A 17,116-nucleotide genomic window follows, 5' to 3' on the forward strand; every position below is an offset into this window, starting at 1 on the left:
CGAGAGAGGTGCTCAGGTCTCGCCGCCGCGCAGTGTGCGGCGCTGGACGAGGACGGCGGCGACGATGATGGCGCCCTTGGCGATCTGCTGGACGTCGCTCTGCAGGTTGTTGAGCGCGAAGATGTTCTGGATCGTGGTGAACACCAGGACCCCGAGCACCGAGCCGACGATGGTGCCCCGGCCGCCGCTCAGGAGGGTGCCGCCGATGATCGCGGCGGCGATGGCGTCGAGCTCGTAGAGGTTGCCGTTCGTGTTCTGGCCCGATCCGGACAGGATGACCAGCATGAAGGCGGCGATGCCGCAGCACAGTCCGGAGAGCAGGTAGAGGTAGAGGCGCTGACGGCGTACGTCGATGCCGGCGAGCCGTGCCGCTTCCGCGTTGCCGCCGACGGCGACCGTGCGGCGCCCGAAGGTGGTGCGGTTCAGGATCAGCCACCCTGCCACGGTCACCGCCGCGAAGACGAGGACCAGGGGCGGGATTCCGAGGACGTAGCTGTCGGGCAGGCCCAGGTCCAGCACGGACTGGACCGTGACGATCTGCGTCTTGCCGTCGGTGAGCTGCAGGGCCAGGCCGCGCGCCGACGCCAGCATGGCCAGGGTCGCGATGAACGGGACCAGGCCGCCGTAGGCGATCAGGAGTCCGTTGACCAGACCGGCTCCCAGCCCGACGACCACGGCCGTGAACAGGATGCCGGCGAAGCCGAAGTCCTGGGTGGCGAGCGTCGTCGCCCAGACGGAGGCGAGGGCCACCATCGCGCCGACCGACAGGTCGATGCCCCCACTGATGATCACGAAGGTGACGCCGACGGTGACGACCCCGATGACGGAGGACTGCGTCAGGATCAGCTGGAGGTTTCCGGTGTCCAGGAACGCGTCCGGTTCGGTGAAACCGCCGACGGCTATGAGTACGGCGAGGACACCGAGCAGTGACAGGTTCCGGACATCGGCGCGCAGGCCGAGTGCGCGCAGGCCACCACCCCGCTTCGATGGCGGCGCGGTCGCGGGACCGGCGACGGCCCCCTTCTCCGGCCCGTGGTGCTGCGCCGACGGTGCGGGCTGTGTCATGACGTCGGGCTCCCTTCCATGACGAGGTCGAGTACACGGTGCTCGTCGAGCTCCCTGGCATCGGCCGTGTGCACGACACGGCCCTCCCGGAGCACCAGCACCCGGTCGGCGAGGCCCAGCACTTCGGGCACTTCGCTGGAGACGAGCAGAACGGCGAGGCCTTCGTCGGCCAGCCGGCGGATCACGGCGTAGAGCTCGGCGCGGGCGCCGACATCGACGCCGCGGGTCGGTTCGTCGAGCAGCAGGACCCGGCATCCGCGGAGCAGCCAGCGGGCGAGGACCGCCTTCTGCTGGTTGCCGCCCGACAGGGTGCGCACCGCGGCGTCCGGGTTGTCCGGCCGCAGGGAGAGCTCCCGGGTCGCCGCCCTGGCGGCCTTGCGCTCCGCGCCACGGTCGATCCAGCCGGCCCGGGCGAAGCGGGAGAGCGAGGAGACGGAGACGTTGCGGGTGACCGATTCGGTCAGCAGCAGGGCCTGGGCCTTGCGCTCCTCGGGCGCCAGGCCGATGCCCGCAGCCACCGCGGCCCGCACGCTGCCGGGGCGCAGCGGCCTGCCGGAGACCAGGACGCGTCCCGAGGTCGGCTTGCGCGCGCCGTAGACGGTCTCCAGGATCTCGGAGCGCCCGGAGCCCACGAGCCCGGCCAGGCCGACGATCTCGCCGGGCCTCAACTCCAGGTCCACGGGCTCGAACTCACCCTTGCGGCTGAGGCCTTCGACCTTCAGAACCGGTTCGTCGGCGGTGTGCGCGGTACCCGGCGCGGGCCGCTCGGGGAAGACGTACTCGACGTTGCGGCCGGTCATCATCGCAACGATGTCGCGCGTGGGTGTGGACTTGGCGGGGAGGCCGACGGCGACGGCCCTTCCGTCTTTGAGCACGGTCACGCGGTCGCCGATGCGGCGGATCTCCTCCAGCCGGTGGGAGATGTAGATGACTGCCACGCCGTCGGCGGTGAGACCGTCGACGATGCGGAAGAGGTTGTCGACCTCGTCCGGGTCGAGCGCCGCGGAGGGCTCGTCCATCACGATGAGGCGGACGTCGTGGGAGAGGGCCCGGGCCATGGAGACGATCTGCTGCTGCGCCGCCGAGAGATCGCCGACCGCGCGGGCCGGGTCGATCTCCGGGTGGCCGAGGCGCTTCAGGAGCGCGGCGGCCATGGTGCGGCCCTCGCGGGTGCGGACGACGAAGCCGGCACTGGTGGGCTCGTGGCCCAGGAAGACGTTCTCGGCGACCGACAGCCCCTCCACCAGGTCGAGTTCCTGGTAGATGGTGGCGATGCCCAGGCGCATCGCGGTGATCGGCGAGGAGAGCTGGACCGGCTCGCCGCTCCAGGTGATGGCGCCGTCGTCGGGCTGGTGGGCTCCGGCCAGCACCTTGATCAGGGTGGACTTGCCGGCACCGTTCTGGCCGAGGAGGCAGTGGACTTCGCCGGCCTGGACCTCGAGGTCCACGCCGTCGAGGGCGCGGACTCCGGGGAACGACTTGGTGATGCCGGACATGGTGAGCAGGGGTGGTTCTGGTGCCATGACGATTCCCCTCGGCGAATGGGGTCTCCCCTGCTCGGACGAGGCCGAGAGCCCGGGGAGGGCCGGTGTGCGGGCAGGGGCGCAGTGCCGGCGGTGCCGTACTGCTGACGGGAGTAGCTGCGTGGTGCGTGCCGTGCTGCCGTGCGAGGTGCTGGTGGTGCTGCCTGACCTGGTGCGGACGGTGCTCGTGGTACCAGTGGTGCTTGCCGTACGTGGTTCGGGCGGTGCGGAAGGTGCTGGTGGTACGCGCCGTACGTGGTGCGGGCTGAGCTTGCCGAACGTGATGCTGCCGTGCCGGTGGTTCGGTCGTACGGACGTCGGGGCCGGGGCTCGGGCCGGGCTGCCTACTGCGGTGAGTGCTGGGCGCTTGCCGTCCAGCACACCGGCTCCGGCATCAGGCCGGTGAGAACAGGTGGTCGCTGATGAGTCTGGCCGCGCCGGTCACCCCGGCCACGGGCCCCAGTTCACCGAGGACGATGGGGAGGTTGCCGGTGGCCAGCGGCAGGGACTGCCGGTAGACCTGGGTACGGACGCTGGCCAGGAGGTTGTGGCCGAGGCCGGTCACCCCGCCGCCGATCACGACGAGGCCCGGGTTGAAGAAGCTGACGAGTCCCGCGATGACCTGGCCGACCCGGTTGCCGCCTTCGCGGATCAGGTCGAGCGCGGTGGGGTCGCCCGCCGCCGCGGCGGCCGCCACGTCGACGGCCGTGAGCCTGCCGGCCGAGTCCAGGCGGGCCGCCAGTTCGGCGGACAGGCCCGCGCGGGCGGCGTCCTCGGCGTCACGGGCCAGGGCCGCGCCGCTGAAGTGTGCCTCCAGACAGCCGCGGTTGCCGCAGGCGCAGGCGCGCCCGTCGGGTTCCACCTGGATGTGGCCGATGTCCCCGGCGCTGCCCGTCGTACCGCGGTAGACCTCACCGCCCACGACGATGCCGCAGCCGATACCCGTGCCGATCTTTATGCACAGGAAGTCGCCCACGGAACGGGCCACGCCCGCGTGCTGCTCCCCCATCGCCATCAGGTTCACGTCGTTGTCGACCATGACGGGGCAGCCGAGTTCCTGGCTCAGTGCCTCGCGGACCGGGAAACCGTCCCAGCCCGGCATGATCGGGGGTGCGACCGGCACACCCTCGGGGAAGCGGACGGGTCCCGGCACTCCGATGCCGGCGCCGTCGAACCCTTCGGCGAGGCCGGAGGCCCGGAGCTTGGCCGCCATGGACAGCACCTGCTCGAAGATGGCGACGGGTCCCTCGCGTACGTCCATCGGGTGGTTGAGGTGTCCGAGGACCTCCAGCTCCGCGTTGGTGACGGCGACGTCCACGGACGTCGCGCCGATGTCGACCCCGAGGAAGCGCAGTTCGGGGGCGAGCCTGATGTTGTGGGAACGGCGTCCGCCGCGCGAGGCGGCGAGTCCGTCGGCCACGACGAGACCGGTCTCCAGGAGCCGGTCCACCTCGACGGCGAGCTTGGAACGCGAAAGATCGACCTGGTCACCCAGCTGTGCACGGGAGTTGGGCCCCCCGTCCCGCAACAGCCGCAGTAGCCGCGCCTGGTGCGTGTTCGCGGGTCGTGCCGTCATGCGTCTCACGCGTCCCTCCCCGCCACATCGGCCAGTCCGTCGGGCTTTCGAGGGGAACGTAGCAGCGGTTTACCCGAGTGGGAAGAAGTTGCGCATGAATCCGCTCCAACTTTCTCCACACTCAGGACAAAGATGCGGCCGCGAAGAGAGTCGGCGCATGTGAGCCCGCCTTTCCGCAGACGTGAGGGGCGGGCGGCGGGCGGACCGCACGACGAAGGCCGGGGCTCCGGCCCCGGCCTTCGTCGATGTGAGGTGACCGTAGCGGTCAGGCCTGCTCGCGGCGGTGATAGGTCTGACGGGTGTGCTCGGTGTGGGCTCGCATGATCTCGGTCGCCCGCTGTTCGTCCCGGTCGGCGATCGCGGCGATGAGGGCGCGGTGCTCGATCCAGGACTGGGTGCCGCGCTGGCGGGCCACCGGGGTGTAGTACCAGCGGACCCGCCGGTCCACCTGCCCCGCGAGCTCGGACAGGACGACATTGCCCGCCAGCTCCATGACCTTCGCGTGGAACGCGGCGTTCGTCGCGACGGCGAGGTCCACGTCGTCGGCGGCGACGGCGCGTTCCCCCTGGGAGCAGAGCTCCTCCAGCGCCTCGATGCCGGGCCGGCCGGAGTGGGCGGCGGCAAGCCTGGCGGCCTCGGCCTCCAGCAGCGTGCGCACCGAGAGGAGCTGGTCGGCCTCCTCCTCCGTGGGCTCGTGGACGAACGCCCCCTGGGCGGGACGCAGATCGACCCAGCCCTCGGTGTTCAGCCGCTGCAGCGCCTCGCGCACGGGCTGCCGCGATACGCCCAGGTGCCCGGCCAGTTCGCTCTCCACGAGGTGCTGGCCGGGCCTGAGGGCGCGTGTGGTGATCAGCTCGAGGAGCGCCTCGTAGACGCGCTCGCGCAGCGGCCCGGGCCGTTCGAGCCTCGGCACCGTTCCTTGCGGCAGTCCTGCGGACAACATCGCGGTCCCCCTCCGGGCGCCCGGGCAGCCATTGCTTATCGTCTACAGTCTACCGAGCACAATGCCTCCGTGGGGGGCATCAGGGGCAGCGGATCACTTGACCCGCGTACGAGAGGTTGCCTCCGAAGCCGAAGAGCAGGACCGGCGCCCCGCTCTCCACCTCTCCCCGTTCCACCAGTTTGGACAGGGCCATGGGGATCGAGGCCGCAGAGGTGTTGCCCGAATCCACGACATCCTTGGCGATGACGGCGTTGACGGCACCGATCTTCCTGGCGACGGGTTCGATGATCCTCAGGTTGGCCTGGTGCAGCACCACGGCGGCGAGCTCCTCGGGCGTGACACCGGCGCGCTCACAGACCTTGCGGGCGATCGGCGGCAGTTGCGTGGTCGCCCACCGGTAGACGGACTGGCCCTCCTGGGCGAACCGCGGGGGTGTGCCCTCGATGCGCACCGCGTTGCCCATGCCGGGCACCGAACCCCACAGGACGGGCCCGATTCCGGGCCGGTCACCCGCGTCCGGGTCAGCGGTCACGACGGCGGCCCCCGCACCGTCGCCCATCAGGACGCAGGTGGACCGGTCGGTCCAGTCGACGATGTCGCCCATCTTGTCGGCGCCGATGACGAGGGCGCGTTCGGCGGCGCCGGCCCGGATCGCGTGGTCGGCGGTGGCGAGCGCGTGGGTGAAGCCGGAGCAGACCACGTTGATGTCCATCACGGCGGGCGATCCCAGGCCCAGCCGTGCGGCGACCCGGGCGGACATGCTCGGCGAACGGTCGATCGCGGTGGAGGTGGCGACGAGGACCATGTCGATGTCCGCCGGCTGCAGCCCTGCCGCCGCCAGCGCCTTGGCCGCGGCGTGCGCGGCCAGCTCGTCCACGGGTTCGTCCGGGCCGCCCACGTGCCGGGTCCTGATGCCGACCCGGCTGGTGATCCACTCGTCACTGGTGTCGACCATCGCCGCGAGGTCCTGGTTGGTGAGGACCTTGGCGGGCTGGTAGTGGCCGAGCGCCACGACACGTGAGCCGGTCATGTACGGGTTCCCCTCGCTACGTTTGGCAGGAACTATCCAGTCTTGGTTGCTACCGACCGGTACAGGGGCACGTGATCCCACAGGATTAAGGCCCCGGGGTTGGAGCGTCTCGAACAGCTCACCGGGAACCCGAGCCGACACTCCGGCGACACACCGTCGGCACACCCGAATCACAGACGGAGAAGGCACTCGCTGTCACGAGTCTTGACCCCCTCCAAGCGCATACTGTAGACAATATTCTGTCGACTTGACACCCTCGCTCGGTCCTCTCACCGAACGGAGAGCCCCGTGAAAGTCGCAGTTGTCGGTGCCGGAGCCATCGGTGCCTATGTCGGGGCCGCGCTCCACCGCGCAGGCGCCGAGGTCCACCTCATCGCCCGGGGCCCGCACCTGGCGGCCATGCGCCGTGACGGCGTGCGCGTGCTCAGCCCCCGCGGTGACTTCACCGCACGTCCCGCCGCGACCGACGACCCGTCGGACGTCGGCCCCGTCGACTACGTGTTCCTCGGCCTGAAGGCCAACTCGTACGCTGCGTCGGGCCCGCTGGTCCACCCGCTGATGCACAAGGACACCGCGGTGATAGCCGCTCAGAACGGCATCCCGTGGTGGTACTTCCACGGCCTGACGGGCCCTTACACCGGACGCCGCCTCGACAGCGTCGACCCGGCGGGCTCGGTCAGCGCCACCCTCCCGCCCGAACGCGCCATCGGGTGCGTGGTCTACGCCGCCACCGAGATCGAGGCACCGGGCGTCGTACGCCACCTCGAAGGCACCCGGTTCTCCATCGGCGAGCCGGACCTGTCCGTGTCGAGCCGTTGCCTGGAGTTCAGCGAGGCCATGGTCGCGGGCGGGCTCAAGTGCCCCGTGGAGTCCGATCTCCGCAAGGACATCTGGATCAAACTGCTCGGCAACATCTCCTTCAACCCGATCAGCGCGCTGGCCCGCGCCACCATGGGCCAGATCTGCCGCCATCCGGACACCCGCGCGCTCGTCGAGGCGATGATGCGCGAGACCCTCGACGTGGCGGCGGCCGTCGGCTGCCGGCCCGAGATCTCCGTGGAGCGGCGCATCGCCGGCGCCGAGCGCGTCGGCGACCACAAGACCTCCACCCTCCAGGACCTGGAGAAGGGCAAACCCCTCGAACTCGACGTGCTGCTCGCGGCCGTCGTCGAGCTGGCCGAGCTGGCCGGCACGCCCGTACCGACGCTGCGCGCCGTGCACGCGCTCGCGGATCTCCTCGCCACCACCTCCTCCGCCCCAGCAGGGAGCGCACCATGACCAGCGACCGCACAGGCGGCAGGAACCCCGGCGGGAAGCGCAGGGGCCGGCAGCCGAAGACGTACGAACGCCTCACCCACCCCCTCGTCCGCTCCGAGGACGGGGTGCTGCGCCGCGCGAGCTGGGACGAGGCTCTGAGCAGGGCGGCCGAGGGCTTCCGGCGCACCCGGGAGGCGTACGGACCCGATGCCTTCGCGATGCTGTCCTGCGCACGCGCCACCAACGAGATGAACTACGTGGCGCAGAAGTTCACCCGGGTCGTGATGGGCACGAACAACGTGGACTCGTGCAACCGCACGTGCCATGCACCGAGCGTCGCCGGGCTCTCCGCCGCCTTCGGATCCGGAGGCGGCACCTCGTCCTACGAAGAGGTGGAACACACCGACCTGATCGTGATGTGGGGCTCCAACGCCCGCTTCGCCCACCCGATCTTCTTCCAGCACGTGCTGAAGGGCATCCGCAACGGGGCGCGCATGCACGTGGTCGACCCCCGCCGCACGTCGACCGCCGAGTGGGCGGAGAGCTGGCTCGGCCTCGACGTCGGCACCGACATACCGCTGGCGCACGCCATCGGCCGGGAGATCATCCACGCCGGGCTGGTCAACCGTGCCTTCGTGGACCGTGCGACCAGCGGCTACGAGGAGTACGCGGCCCTCGTCGAACCCTGGACCCTGAGCGCCGCCGAGAAGGTCACCGGGGTGCCGGCCGAAGCGATCCGCGACCTCGCCCACGCCTACGCCACGGCCGAACGGGCCCAGCTCTGCTGGACCCTGGGCATCACGGAGCACCACAACGGAACCGACAACGTCCGCGCGCTGATCAACCTCTGCCTGCTCACCGGCCATGTCGGGCGTTACGGCTCCGGGGTCCAGCCCCTGCGCGGACAGAACAACGTGCAGGGCGGCGGCGACATGGGAGCCATCCCGAACCGGCTGCCCGGCTTCCAGGACATCCTCGACCCGCCCGTACGGCGGAAGTTCGAGCTGTCCTGGGACACCGTCATCCAGCCGAGGTACGGCAAGACGCTGACCGAGATGTTCGAGGCGATGGAGACCGGCGACCTGCGGGCGGTGTACTGCATCGGGGAGAACCCGGCCCAGTCGGAGGCCGACAGCGACCAGGCGATACGGCGGCTGCAGGCCCTGGACCACCTGGTGGTGCAGGACATCTTCCTGACGAAGACCGCCGAACTGGCCGACGTCGTCCTGCCGGCCACGGCCGCCTGGGCCGAGACCGACGGCACCACCACCAACAGCGAACGGCGGGTGCAGCGGGTGCGCGCCGCACTCACCCCGCCGGGCGAGGCCCGCGAGGACATCGACATCATCTGCGCGATGGCCGGACGCCTGGGCCACGACTGGAAGTTCGAGGACGCCGAGACCGTCTGGAACGAGCTGCGCTCCCTGTCCCCCGACCACTTCGGGATGACGTACGAGCGGCTGGCCGAGCACCAGGGGCTCCAGTGGCCCTGCCCCGACACGGAGAAGCTGCCCTCGGGCTTCCTGCACGCGAGGCTCTGGGAGACCGACCCGGAGCGGCGCGGTCCCGCCGCTCCCTTCGGCCTTGTGCAGCACGACCCCCCGGTCGATCTCACCGACGAGGCCTACCCGCTGCGACTGACCACGGGGCGCCGGTTGGATTCGTACAACACCGGTGTACAGAGCGGGAGTTACGCCTCACCACTGCGCCGCGGCGAGTACATCGAGCTCTGCCCGGAGGACGCGCGGACCTACGGCGTCGAGCGCGGCGAGGAGGTGCGGGTCTCGTCACGCCGGGGCAGCGTCACCGCTCCCGTCTGGATCGACCCCGCGCTGCGTCCGGGTCTGGCGTTCATGACGATGCACTTCCCCGACGAGGTGGACACGAACCAGCTGACCATCGAGGCGAACTGCCCGATCGCGGGCACCGCCGAGTTCAAGGCCTCCGCCGTACGGATAGAGAAGCTGGTGCCCGCATGGACCTGAGGTACACCGACGCCGTCCCCTCCGACGCCGAACGCGAAGCAGTCGACGCCCTGTTGGGGTCGCCACCGTCCGGCTGGGAGGGCGGCACCGAGCGCACGGACGAGGACCTGCGCTGGGCCAGGGGCGGCGCCGCCGCGGCCAAGGACCGCCGCGACCAACTGCTCCCCGCACTGCACACGGTGAACGACCGGGTGGGCTGGATCAGCGAGGGCGCGCTGAACTACATCTGCCGGCGGCTGACGGTGGCCCCCGCCGAGGCGTACGGCGTGGCGACGTTCTACGCCATGTTCTCCGTACGCCCCCGCCCGGCGAAGGTGCTCCACGTCTGTACGGACCTGGCCTGCGCGGCCCGCGGATCGGCGGCCGTGTCCGCGGACCTCACCGACCGGCTGGGCCCGCCGGGCACCCCGGCCGAAGGTGCGGTCTGGCAGGAGAGCCCCTGCCTGGGGCTGTGCGAACGGGCGCCGGCGGCGCTGCTGCTCCAGGCCGGGCCGGAGGCCCCCTCCGGCCCGGACGGCACGGCGGCCGGGGACGCCCCGCGCCACTGCGCGGTCGTCGCCCCCGCCACGGCCCCGGCTCTCGTCGCCGCGGCACGCTCCCCCCGGGACGCGCCCGCGGAGCCCTCCGCCGCCGTGGCGGTCCCCCAGGCCGGAGACCCGGCGCTCGTCCTCCTCAGGCGCGTCGGCACCGTGGACCCCGAGTCCCTGGACGACTACCGTGCCACCGGGGGGTACTCCGCTCTGCGCCGCGCCTTCGCGCTCGGGCCGGCCGGAGTGATCCGCGAGGTCCTCGACGCCGGGCTCGTGGGACGGGGCGGCGCCGCGTTCCCCACCGGACGCAAATGGCAGGCCACCGCCCAGCAGGCGGACGGCCCGCACTACCTGGTGTGCAACGCGGACGAGAGCGAGCCCGGCACCTTCAAGGACCGGGTGCTGATGGAGGGCGACCCGTACGCCCTGATCGAGGCGATGACGATCGCCGGTTACGCCATCGGCGCCCAGCAGGGCTACATCTATCTGCGCGGCGAGTACCCCCGCGCGTACGAACGGCTGAGCCGTGCGCTGACCGGGGCCCGCACCCGGGGGCTGCTCGGCCCCGACGTCCTCGGGCAGGGCTACGCCTTCGACATCGAGATCCGGCGGGGCGCGGGTGCCTACATCTGCGGCGAGGAGACCGCGATCTTCAACTCGATCGAGGGGCAGCGCGGCGAGCCGCGCTCCAAGCCCCCCTTCCCCGTGGAGAAGGGGCTCTTCGGCAAGCCGACCGCGGTCAACAACGTCGAGACGCTCGTGAACGTGCTGCCGATCCTGGAGCACGGGGCCGCCGCCTACGCGGCGACGGGGACGGAGACGTCCACCGGCACCAAGCTGTTCTGCGTCTCCGGGCAGGTGGCCCGCCCCGGCGTCTACGAACTGCCCTTCGGCGCGAACCTCAGGGAACTGCTCGACCTCGCGGGGCCGCCCGAGCGCCTGCGGGCCGTGCTGCTCGGCGGCGCGGCGGGCGGTTTCGTCCGCCCCGACGAGCTGGACGTCCCGCTCACCTTCGAGGGAACACGCGCCGCGGGGACGACACTCGGCTCGGGTGTCGTCCTGGTCCTGGACGACTCGGTGGAGCTCCCCCGTGTGCTCCTGCGCATCGCGGAGTTCTTCCGCGACGAGTCGTGCGGCCAGTGCGTGCCCTGCCGGGTGGGCACGGTGCGGCAGGAGGAGGCCCTGCACCGGATCGTGGACCGGACGGGCGCGGCCGCCGACGAGGACATCGCGCTCATGCGGGAGGTGGGGCAGGCCATGCGGGACGCCTCGATCTGCGGTCTGGGCCAGACCGCGTGGAACGCCGTGGAATCCGCCATCGACCGTCTGGGGGTCTACAAGTGACCGCTGTCCCGCTCCAGCCGCCGCGCCGCCTCGTCTCGTTCACGCTGGACGGCGAAGAGACCCGCGTCCCGGAGGGCTCGACGATCCTGGACGCCTGCCGGTCGGCCGGCACCGACATCCCGACCCTGTGCCAGGGGGACACGCTCACACCGAAGAACGCGTGCCGGGTGTGCGTGGTCGAGGTGGAGGGCGCCCGCACACTCGCTCCCGCCTGCTCCCGGCGGGCCGAGCCGGGGATGACGGTCCGCACGGGCACCGAGCGGGCGAGGCACAGCCGCAAGGTGGTCCTGGAGCTGCTGGCCTCCTCGACGGACCTGTCGACGACCCCCCGGGCCGCCGAGTGGATCAAGGAGTACGAGGCGAAGCCCGACCGTTTCGGCGAGGACGCCGCGCGGGTGGACGAACAGCCGAAGATCGACAACGATCTGTACGTCCGCGACTACGACAAGTGCATCCTCTGCTACAAGTGCGTCGACGCCTGTGGCGAGCAGTGGCAGAACACCTTCGCCATCGCCGTCTCGGGCCGCGGTTTCGACGCACGCATCTCCACCGAGCACGATGCCGCGCTCCCCGACTCCGCCTGCGTCTTCTGCGGGAACTGCATCGAGGTGTGCCCCACGGGGGCTCTCTCGTTCAGCACGGAGTTCGGTATGCGGGCGGCGGGAACGTGGGACGAGCCCGCGCAGACGCAGACCACGACCGTCTGCGCGTACTGCGGGGTGGGCTGCAACGTGACCCTCCACGTGCAGGACAACGAGATCGTCAAGGTCACCTCGCCGCACGACAACCCCGTGACCCATGGCAACCTCTGTATCAAGGGCCGGTTCGGCTTCCAACACGTACAGAATCGGGATTGACGGCTATGGGACGGGTCACGGAGCGTCGCCGCATCATCCGCATCCGGGACGGGGCGGTCACGACCCGTCCCGACACCCTCGTCGCCGAGGAGCCCCTGGAGATCCGGCTGAACGGCAAGCCGCTCGCCATCACCATGCGCACCCCGGGCGACGACTTCGCGCTCGCGGCGGGCTTCCTGGTGAGCGAGGGTGTGATCGGCGAGGGTTCCGAGGTGCAGTCGATCGTGTACTGCGCCGGGGCGACGGCCGACGGCGTGAACACGTACAACGTGGTGGACGTGAAGCTGGCGCCCGGCGTCGTGGTCCCCGACATCACGCTGGAGCGCAACGTGTACACCACGTCGTCCTGCGGCCTGTGCGGCAAGGCCAGCCTCGACGCGGTCCGCACCACGACCCGCCATCCCGTCTCCGACACTCCCCCGGTCCGGGTGACACCCGAGCTGCTCTCCGCTCTCCCCGACCGGCTGCGCGAGGCGCAGCGGGTGTTCGACCGGACCGGGGGCCTGCACGCCGCGGCACTGTTCTCGGCGGAGGGCGAACTGCTGGACATCAGGGAGGACGTCGGCCGGCACAACGCGGTCGACAAGCTCGTGGGGCGCGCCCTCACCGACAACCGGCTGCCCCTCTCCCAGTCGATCCTTCTGGTGTCGGGGCGCGCCTCCTTCGAGTTGGCGCAGAAGGCGGTGATGGCGGGGATCCCGATGCTGGTGGCGGTCTCGGCGCCGTCGTCGCTGGCCGTGGACCTCGCGGCCGAGAGCGGACTGACCCTCGTGGGTTTCCTGCGGGGGCAGTCCATGAACGTGTACGCGGGTGACCACCGCATCGCCCTCGGGGCGACGGTGGGCCAGGGCTGATCCGGCCCGCCCGCTGCACGGGGCAGGGGTCCGGCCGACGGGGAGCGCCCCCTGCGCCGGCCGGGCCCTCTCCTGCCTGCCTCAGCCCACCGGGACGGGCTGCTGCGACAGGGTCGCGTCGTCCGGGAGCGGATCGCGTGAGCGGCGCTTCGCGATGACCGCGCAGACCATGAGCTGCATCTGGTGGAAGAGCATCAGCGGCAGCACGGCGAGGCTCGCGTGCGCGCCGAACAGGACGCTCGCCATCGGCAGCCCCGCGGCGAGGCTCTTCTTCGATCCGGCGAACTGGATGGCGATGGCGTCCTCGCGCCCGAAGCCCAGCCGCTTCGCCCCCCGCCGGCTGACGGTGAGCATCAGGGCCAGCAGGACGGCCTCCGCCGCGAGGAGGGCGCCGAGCCGCAGCGGGGTGACCTGGTGCCAGATTCCGGCCACCATGCCCTCGCTGAACGCCGTGTAGACGACGAGCAGGATCGAGCCGCGGTCGACGAGGCCGAGGACCTTGCGGTGCCGGGTGAGGAAGCCTCCGATCCAGCGGCGCAGCACCTGCCCGGCGATGAAGGGCACCAGCAACTGGAGGACGATCTTCACCAGCGAGTCCAGGGAGAAACCCGCCGCGCTGCCGCCGAGCAGCACGGCTGCCAGCAGCGGGGTCAGCACGATCCCCGCGAGGCTGGAGAACGAGCCCGCGCAGATGGCGGCCGGCACGTTGCCTCGGGCCATCGAGGTGAAGGCGATCGACGACTGGATGGTCGAGGGCACCAGGCACAGGAAGAGGAAGCCGTCCTGGAGCTGCGGGGTCAGGACGTACGGCACGAGCCCGTGGCTGGCGAGCCCGAGCAGGGGGAACACCACGAAGGTGCAGGCCAGGACGGTGAGGTGGAGCCGCCAGTGCTTCAGCCCGTCGAGTGCCTCCGCGGTCGAGAGGCGCGCCCCGTAGAGGAAGAAGAGCAGGGCCACCGCCCCCGTCGACGCCCCGCCCGCCGCGGCCGCCCCCGTCCCCGAGGCGGGCAGCAGAGCCGCGAGAACCACCGTGCCGATCAGCGCCAGTATGTACGGGTCGACCGGCAGCCAGGTCGGCGGCACGGGGATACGGCGGCTGGTACGGCGGCTCATGTGCTCCGTGCCCTCTCGGTGGAATCGTGGCCTCCCCACCCTGCTCCTCATCCGGTGAATCGGGAATCCGGCATACCGAACTTACTGTCATCACGTTTCGCGATAGCCTCTGCCCATGTACGACCCCGTCCAGCTCCGCACGTTCCTGGCCGTCGCGCAGACCCTGAGCTTCACCCGGGCGGCACGCCGACTCGGCGTCCGGCAGTCGACGGTGAGCCAGCACGTGCGCCGTCTGGAGTCGGAGACGGGGCGCCGGCTCTTCAGCCGTGACACGCACCGGGTCGATCTGACCCAGGACGGCGAGGCCATGCTGGGTTTCGCGCGGACGATCCTGCAGGCCAACGAGCGGGCGGCGGCGTTCTTCACCGGGACCCGGCTGCGCGGGCGGCTGCGCTTCGGCGCGTCCGAGGACTTCGTCCTGACCCGGCTGCCGGAGATCCTGGAGTCCTTCCGCCGCGAGCACCCCGACGTGGATCTGGAACTGACGGTGGAGCTGTCCGGGACACTGCACCGGCAGCTCTCGGCGGGCCGGCTCGATCTGGTCCTCGCCAAGCGCCGCGCCGGTGACACCCACGGCGAGCTGGTCTGGCACGACACCCTCGCCTGGATCGGCGCCCCGCAGCTGCGCGTCGACCCCGACCGCCCGCTGCCGCTGATCGCCTTCCCGCCGCCCGGCATCACCAGGGCCCGCGCCCTCGAGGTGCTGGAGCAGCACGGCAGGTCCTGGCGGCTCGCGTGCACGAGCGCGAGCCTGAGCGCGCTCGTCGCGGCCGCGCGCGCGGGCCTGGGGGTCATGGCGCACACCCGTGGGCTCATTCCCCCGGGGCTCGTCCCCGTGCCCGCGAGGGCGGGACTTCCGGAGCTCGGAGATGTGGATTTCGTGCTGCTGCACGGGCGGCGCGGCGGCACCGCCCAGGGGGCGGCGGACGCCCTCGCGGCCGCGATCCTGGCCAGCGGCGACCGGCTGCACCGCAGTCCCGGCGACCCGCGGCACTCCGAACCGGCGTAAGTGCCGCGTACAGATTCCGTGGAGATTCCCTTCCGAGCCACTTACCACTCGCCCGGATGTCCGCCCGAGCCCGGCCCATCTGGCCCGATTTACACGGTAGGCCTGGCCGGATGCCACGTTTTCAGGAGACTTCGGACCCTCCCGCGGGCTTGCCCCGTGAGGTAGCGTCGCGGCGCCGTGCGGAGCCCCACAAGGAGCAGGTCATTGCGCGAGTTCACCGTCCCCCCCATGGCCGCTGCCCCTCAAGTCGGCGGTCTTGCCGATACCGTCTTCGACTTCGCGGAGGAGGACCCCCAGCGGACGGCCCTCGGCCGCAAGGACGCGGAGGGCCAGTGGCACGACGTGTCCGCCGCCGCGTTCCGTGACGAGGTGCTCGCCCTCGCGAAGGGGCTCATCGCCCAGGGCATCCGGTTCGGCGACCGGGTCGCCCTCATGTCGCGTACGCGCTACGAGTGGACCCTGTTCGACTTCGCGCTCTGGACCGTGGGCGCCCAGTCGGTGCCGGTCTACCCGACCTCGTCGGCCGACCAGGTGCTCTGGATGCTCCACGACGCCGAGGTCGTGGCCGTCATGGTCGAGCACGAGGACCACGCCATGACCATCGGCTCGGTCATCGACCGGCTGCCGAAGCTCCTGCGGCTGTGGCAGCTGGACGCCGACGCGGTGACGGAGCTCTCCGAGGCCGGGACCCTGGTCGACGACGAGGTCGTACACCGGCACCGCCGCGCGGTGACGCCCGAGTCGGTGGCCACCGTGATCTACACCTCGGGCACGACGGGGCGCCCCAAGGGCTGCGTGATCACCCACGCCAACTTCATGTTCGAGGCGGACACCATGGTCTCGCGCTGGCATCCGGTGTTCCTCTCCAAGCCCGGGGAGGAGGCGGCCACGCTGCTCTTCCTGCCTCTCGCCCACGTCTTCGGCCGCATGGTGGAGATCGCCGCGCTGAGGGGACGCGTGAAGCTGGGACACCAGCCGGAGCTGTCGGCGAAGGCGCTCATGCCGGACCTGGTCTCCTTCCGGCCCACCTTCATCCTCGCCGTGCCGTACATCTTCGAGAAGGTGTTCAACGGTGCCCGGCGCAAGGCGGAGTCCGAGGGCCGGGCCGGCGCGTTCGACAAGGCCGTGGAGATCGCGGTGAAGTACGCGGAGGCGCTGGAGGAGCGGGCCTTCGGGACCGGCCCCGGGCCGTCCGCTGGCCTCCGGATGCAGCACCAGTTCTTCGACAAGGTCGTCTACCGCAAGGTGCGCGAGGCGATGGGCGGCCGGGTACGGCACGCGATGTCCGGAGGCTCCGGGATGGACAGAAGACTCGGGCTGTTCTTCGCCGGTGCGGGTGTGAGCGTCTTCGAGGGTTACGGACTCACCGAGACGACCGCCGCGGCCACCGCCAATCCCCCCGAGCGCACCCGCTACGGCACCGTGGGCCAGCCGATCCCCGGCTCCACCGTGCACATCGCCCGGGACGGCGAGGTGTGGGTGCACGGGGCGAACGTGTTCTCCGGCTACCTCGGCGATCCCAAGTCCACCGACGCGGTGCTGAACGACGGCTGGCTGGCCACCGGCGACCTGGGAACGCTCGACGAGGACGGCTATCTGACCATCACCGGGCGCAAGAAGGAGATCCTCGTGACGTCCGGCGGCAAGAGTGTCGCCCCGGCAGGCCTGGAGGAGCGGGTCCGCGCCCACCCCCTGGTCGCACAGTGCATCGTCGTCGGGAACGACCGGCCCTACATCGCGGCCCTGGTGACCGTGGACACGGAGGCGGTGGAGCACTGGCTCGCCATGCAGGGCCGGGCGCCGATGCGGGCGGTGGACCTGGTGCGGGACCCGGATCTGGAGATGGAGGTGCGCCGGGCGGTGGTGGCCGCCAACACCGCGGTGTCCCAGGCGGAGTCGATCCGCACGTTCCGCATACTGGCGCACCAGTTCACCGAGGAGCACGGGCTGCTGACACCCTCGCTGAAGCTGAAGCGGAAGGCGATCGAGACGGCGTACTCGGCGGAGGTCGACGCCCTGTACCGCTGAGG

Annotated in this window: 13 protein-coding genes; 7 read left to right on the forward strand and 6 right to left on the reverse strand. The window is 71.2% G+C overall.

The window, feature by feature from the left end; all coding sequences use genetic code 11:
• Positions 1-12: 12 nt before the first annotated feature.
• From OG206_RS05050 to OG206_RS05070, 5 genes are all read right to left on the reverse strand, one after another.
• The gene (locus OG206_RS05050) at positions 13-1,065 is read right to left on the reverse strand and encodes an ABC transporter permease (RefSeq protein ID WP_327112625.1); all 1,053 of its coding nucleotides are present in this window, start codon (positions 1,063-1,065) and stop codon (positions 13-15) included.
• Positions 1,062-2,588 (reverse strand): sugar ABC transporter ATP-binding protein, encoded by a 1,527-nt coding sequence (locus OG206_RS05055; RefSeq protein ID WP_327112627.1) that lies wholly within the window; start codon positions 2,586-2,588, stop codon positions 1,062-1,064. Before OG206_RS05055 ends, OG206_RS05050 begins: the two co-directional genes overlap by 4 nt.
• A 394-nt stretch (positions 2,589-2,982) precedes the next feature.
• On the reverse strand, positions 2,983-4,164 hold the full coding sequence (locus OG206_RS05060) for an ROK family transcriptional regulator (protein ID WP_327112629.1): 1,182 nt from the start codon (positions 4,162-4,164) through the stop codon (positions 2,983-2,985).
• 265 nt (positions 4,165-4,429) lie between these two features.
• On the reverse strand, positions 4,430-5,107 hold the full coding sequence (locus OG206_RS05065; RefSeq protein ID WP_327112631.1) for a GntR family transcriptional regulator: 678 nt from the start codon (positions 5,105-5,107) through the stop codon (positions 4,430-4,432).
• Between the two features lie 79 nt (positions 5,108-5,186).
• A complete protein-coding gene (locus OG206_RS05070; protein WP_327112633.1) occupies positions 5,187-6,137 on the reverse strand; it encodes a beta-ketoacyl-ACP synthase III in 951 nt (316 codons plus the stop codon).
• 288 nt (positions 6,138-6,425) lie between these two features.
• On the opposite strand from OG206_RS05070, the gene OG206_RS05075 reads away from it, so the two are divergent.
• From OG206_RS05075 to fdhD, 5 genes are read left to right on the forward strand one after another with little or no spacing between them, the layout of a single operon-like run.
• Positions 6,426-7,415, forward strand: a complete 990-nt coding sequence (locus OG206_RS05075) for a 2-dehydropantoate 2-reductase (RefSeq protein ID WP_442805801.1) — start codon at positions 6,426-6,428, stop codon at positions 7,413-7,415.
• Entirely contained in the window at positions 7,412-9,379 is a 1,968-nt protein-coding gene (locus OG206_RS05080; RefSeq protein WP_327112635.1) for a molybdopterin oxidoreductase family protein, read from the forward strand. The genes OG206_RS05075 and OG206_RS05080 overlap by 4 nt, the downstream gene beginning before the upstream one ends.
• Positions 9,370-11,253, forward strand: a complete 1,884-nt coding sequence (locus tag OG206_RS05085) for an NAD(P)H-dependent oxidoreductase subunit E (protein WP_327112637.1) — start codon at positions 9,370-9,372, stop codon at positions 11,251-11,253. The genes OG206_RS05080 and OG206_RS05085 overlap by 10 nt, the downstream gene beginning before the upstream one ends.
• On the forward strand, positions 11,250-12,110 hold the full coding sequence (locus tag OG206_RS05090; protein WP_327112639.1) for a 2Fe-2S iron-sulfur cluster-binding protein: 861 nt from the start codon (positions 11,250-11,252) through the stop codon (positions 12,108-12,110). Before OG206_RS05085 ends, OG206_RS05090 begins: the two co-directional genes overlap by 4 nt.
• 5 nt (positions 12,111-12,115) lie before the next feature.
• The gene (gene fdhD, locus OG206_RS05095) at positions 12,116-12,964 is read left to right on the forward strand and encodes a formate dehydrogenase accessory sulfurtransferase FdhD (RefSeq protein ID WP_327112641.1); all 849 of its coding nucleotides are present in this window, start codon (positions 12,116-12,118) and stop codon (positions 12,962-12,964) included.
• 81 nt (positions 12,965-13,045) lie between these two features.
• On the opposite strand, the gene OG206_RS05100 is transcribed toward fdhD, so the two are convergent.
• Positions 13,046-14,077 (reverse strand): bile acid:sodium symporter family protein, encoded by a 1,032-nt coding sequence (locus tag OG206_RS05100; RefSeq protein WP_327112643.1) that lies wholly within the window; start codon positions 14,075-14,077, stop codon positions 13,046-13,048.
• A gap of 115 nt (positions 14,078-14,192) precedes the next feature.
• Between OG206_RS05100 and OG206_RS05105 the strand changes: the two genes are divergently transcribed.
• Both OG206_RS05105 and OG206_RS05110 read left to right on the forward strand, forming a co-directional pair.
• On the forward strand, positions 14,193-15,086 hold the full coding sequence (locus OG206_RS05105) for a LysR substrate-binding domain-containing protein (RefSeq protein WP_327112645.1): 894 nt from the start codon (positions 14,193-14,195) through the stop codon (positions 15,084-15,086).
• A 228-nt stretch (positions 15,087-15,314) separates the two neighbouring features.
• Positions 15,315-17,114, forward strand: coding sequence for an AMP-dependent synthetase/ligase (locus OG206_RS05110; protein ID WP_327112647.1), 1,800 nt, complete (start codon positions 15,315-15,317; stop codon positions 17,112-17,114).
• The last annotated feature ends 2 nt before the right edge of the window (positions 17,115-17,116 follow it).

The organism is Streptomyces sp. NBC_01341 (genome assembly GCF_035946055.1).
Lineage (GTDB): Bacteria > Actinomycetota > Actinomycetes > Streptomycetales > Streptomycetaceae > Streptomyces.

Bases quoted from the DNA above. Each gene is read 5' to 3' on its own strand.
- OG206_RS05050 (WP_327112625.1), bottom strand. From the start codon at position 1,065: ATGACACAGCCCGCACCGTCGGCGCAGCACCACGGGCCGGAGAAGGGG.
- OG206_RS05055 (WP_327112627.1), bottom strand. From the start codon at position 2,588: ATGGCACCAGAACCACCCCTGCTCACCATGTCCGGCATCACCAAGTCG.
- OG206_RS05060 (WP_327112629.1), bottom strand. From the start codon at position 4,164: ATGACGGCACGACCCGCGAACACGCACCAGGCGCGGCTACTGCGGCTG.
- OG206_RS05065 (WP_327112631.1), bottom strand. From the start codon at position 5,107: ATGTTGTCCGCAGGACTGCCGCAAGGAACGGTGCCGAGGCTCGAACGG.
- OG206_RS05070 (WP_327112633.1), bottom strand. From the start codon at position 6,137: ATGACCGGCTCACGTGTCGTGGCGCTCGGCCACTACCAGCCCGCCAAG.
- OG206_RS05080 (WP_327112635.1), top strand. From the start codon at position 7,412: ATGACCAGCGACCGCACAGGCGGCAGGAACCCCGGCGGGAAGCGCAGG.
- OG206_RS05085 (WP_327112637.1), top strand. From the start codon at position 9,370: ATGGACCTGAGGTACACCGACGCCGTCCCCTCCGACGCCGAACGCGAA.
- fdhD (WP_327112641.1), top strand. From the start codon at position 12,116: ATGGGACGGGTCACGGAGCGTCGCCGCATCATCCGCATCCGGGACGGG.
- OG206_RS05100 (WP_327112643.1), bottom strand. From the start codon at position 14,077: ATGAGCCGCCGTACCAGCCGCCGTATCCCCGTGCCGCCGACCTGGCTG.
- OG206_RS05105 (WP_327112645.1), top strand. From the start codon at position 14,193: ATGTACGACCCCGTCCAGCTCCGCACGTTCCTGGCCGTCGCGCAGACC.
- OG206_RS05110 (WP_327112647.1), top strand. From the start codon at position 15,315: ATGGCCGCTGCCCCTCAAGTCGGCGGTCTTGCCGATACCGTCTTCGAC.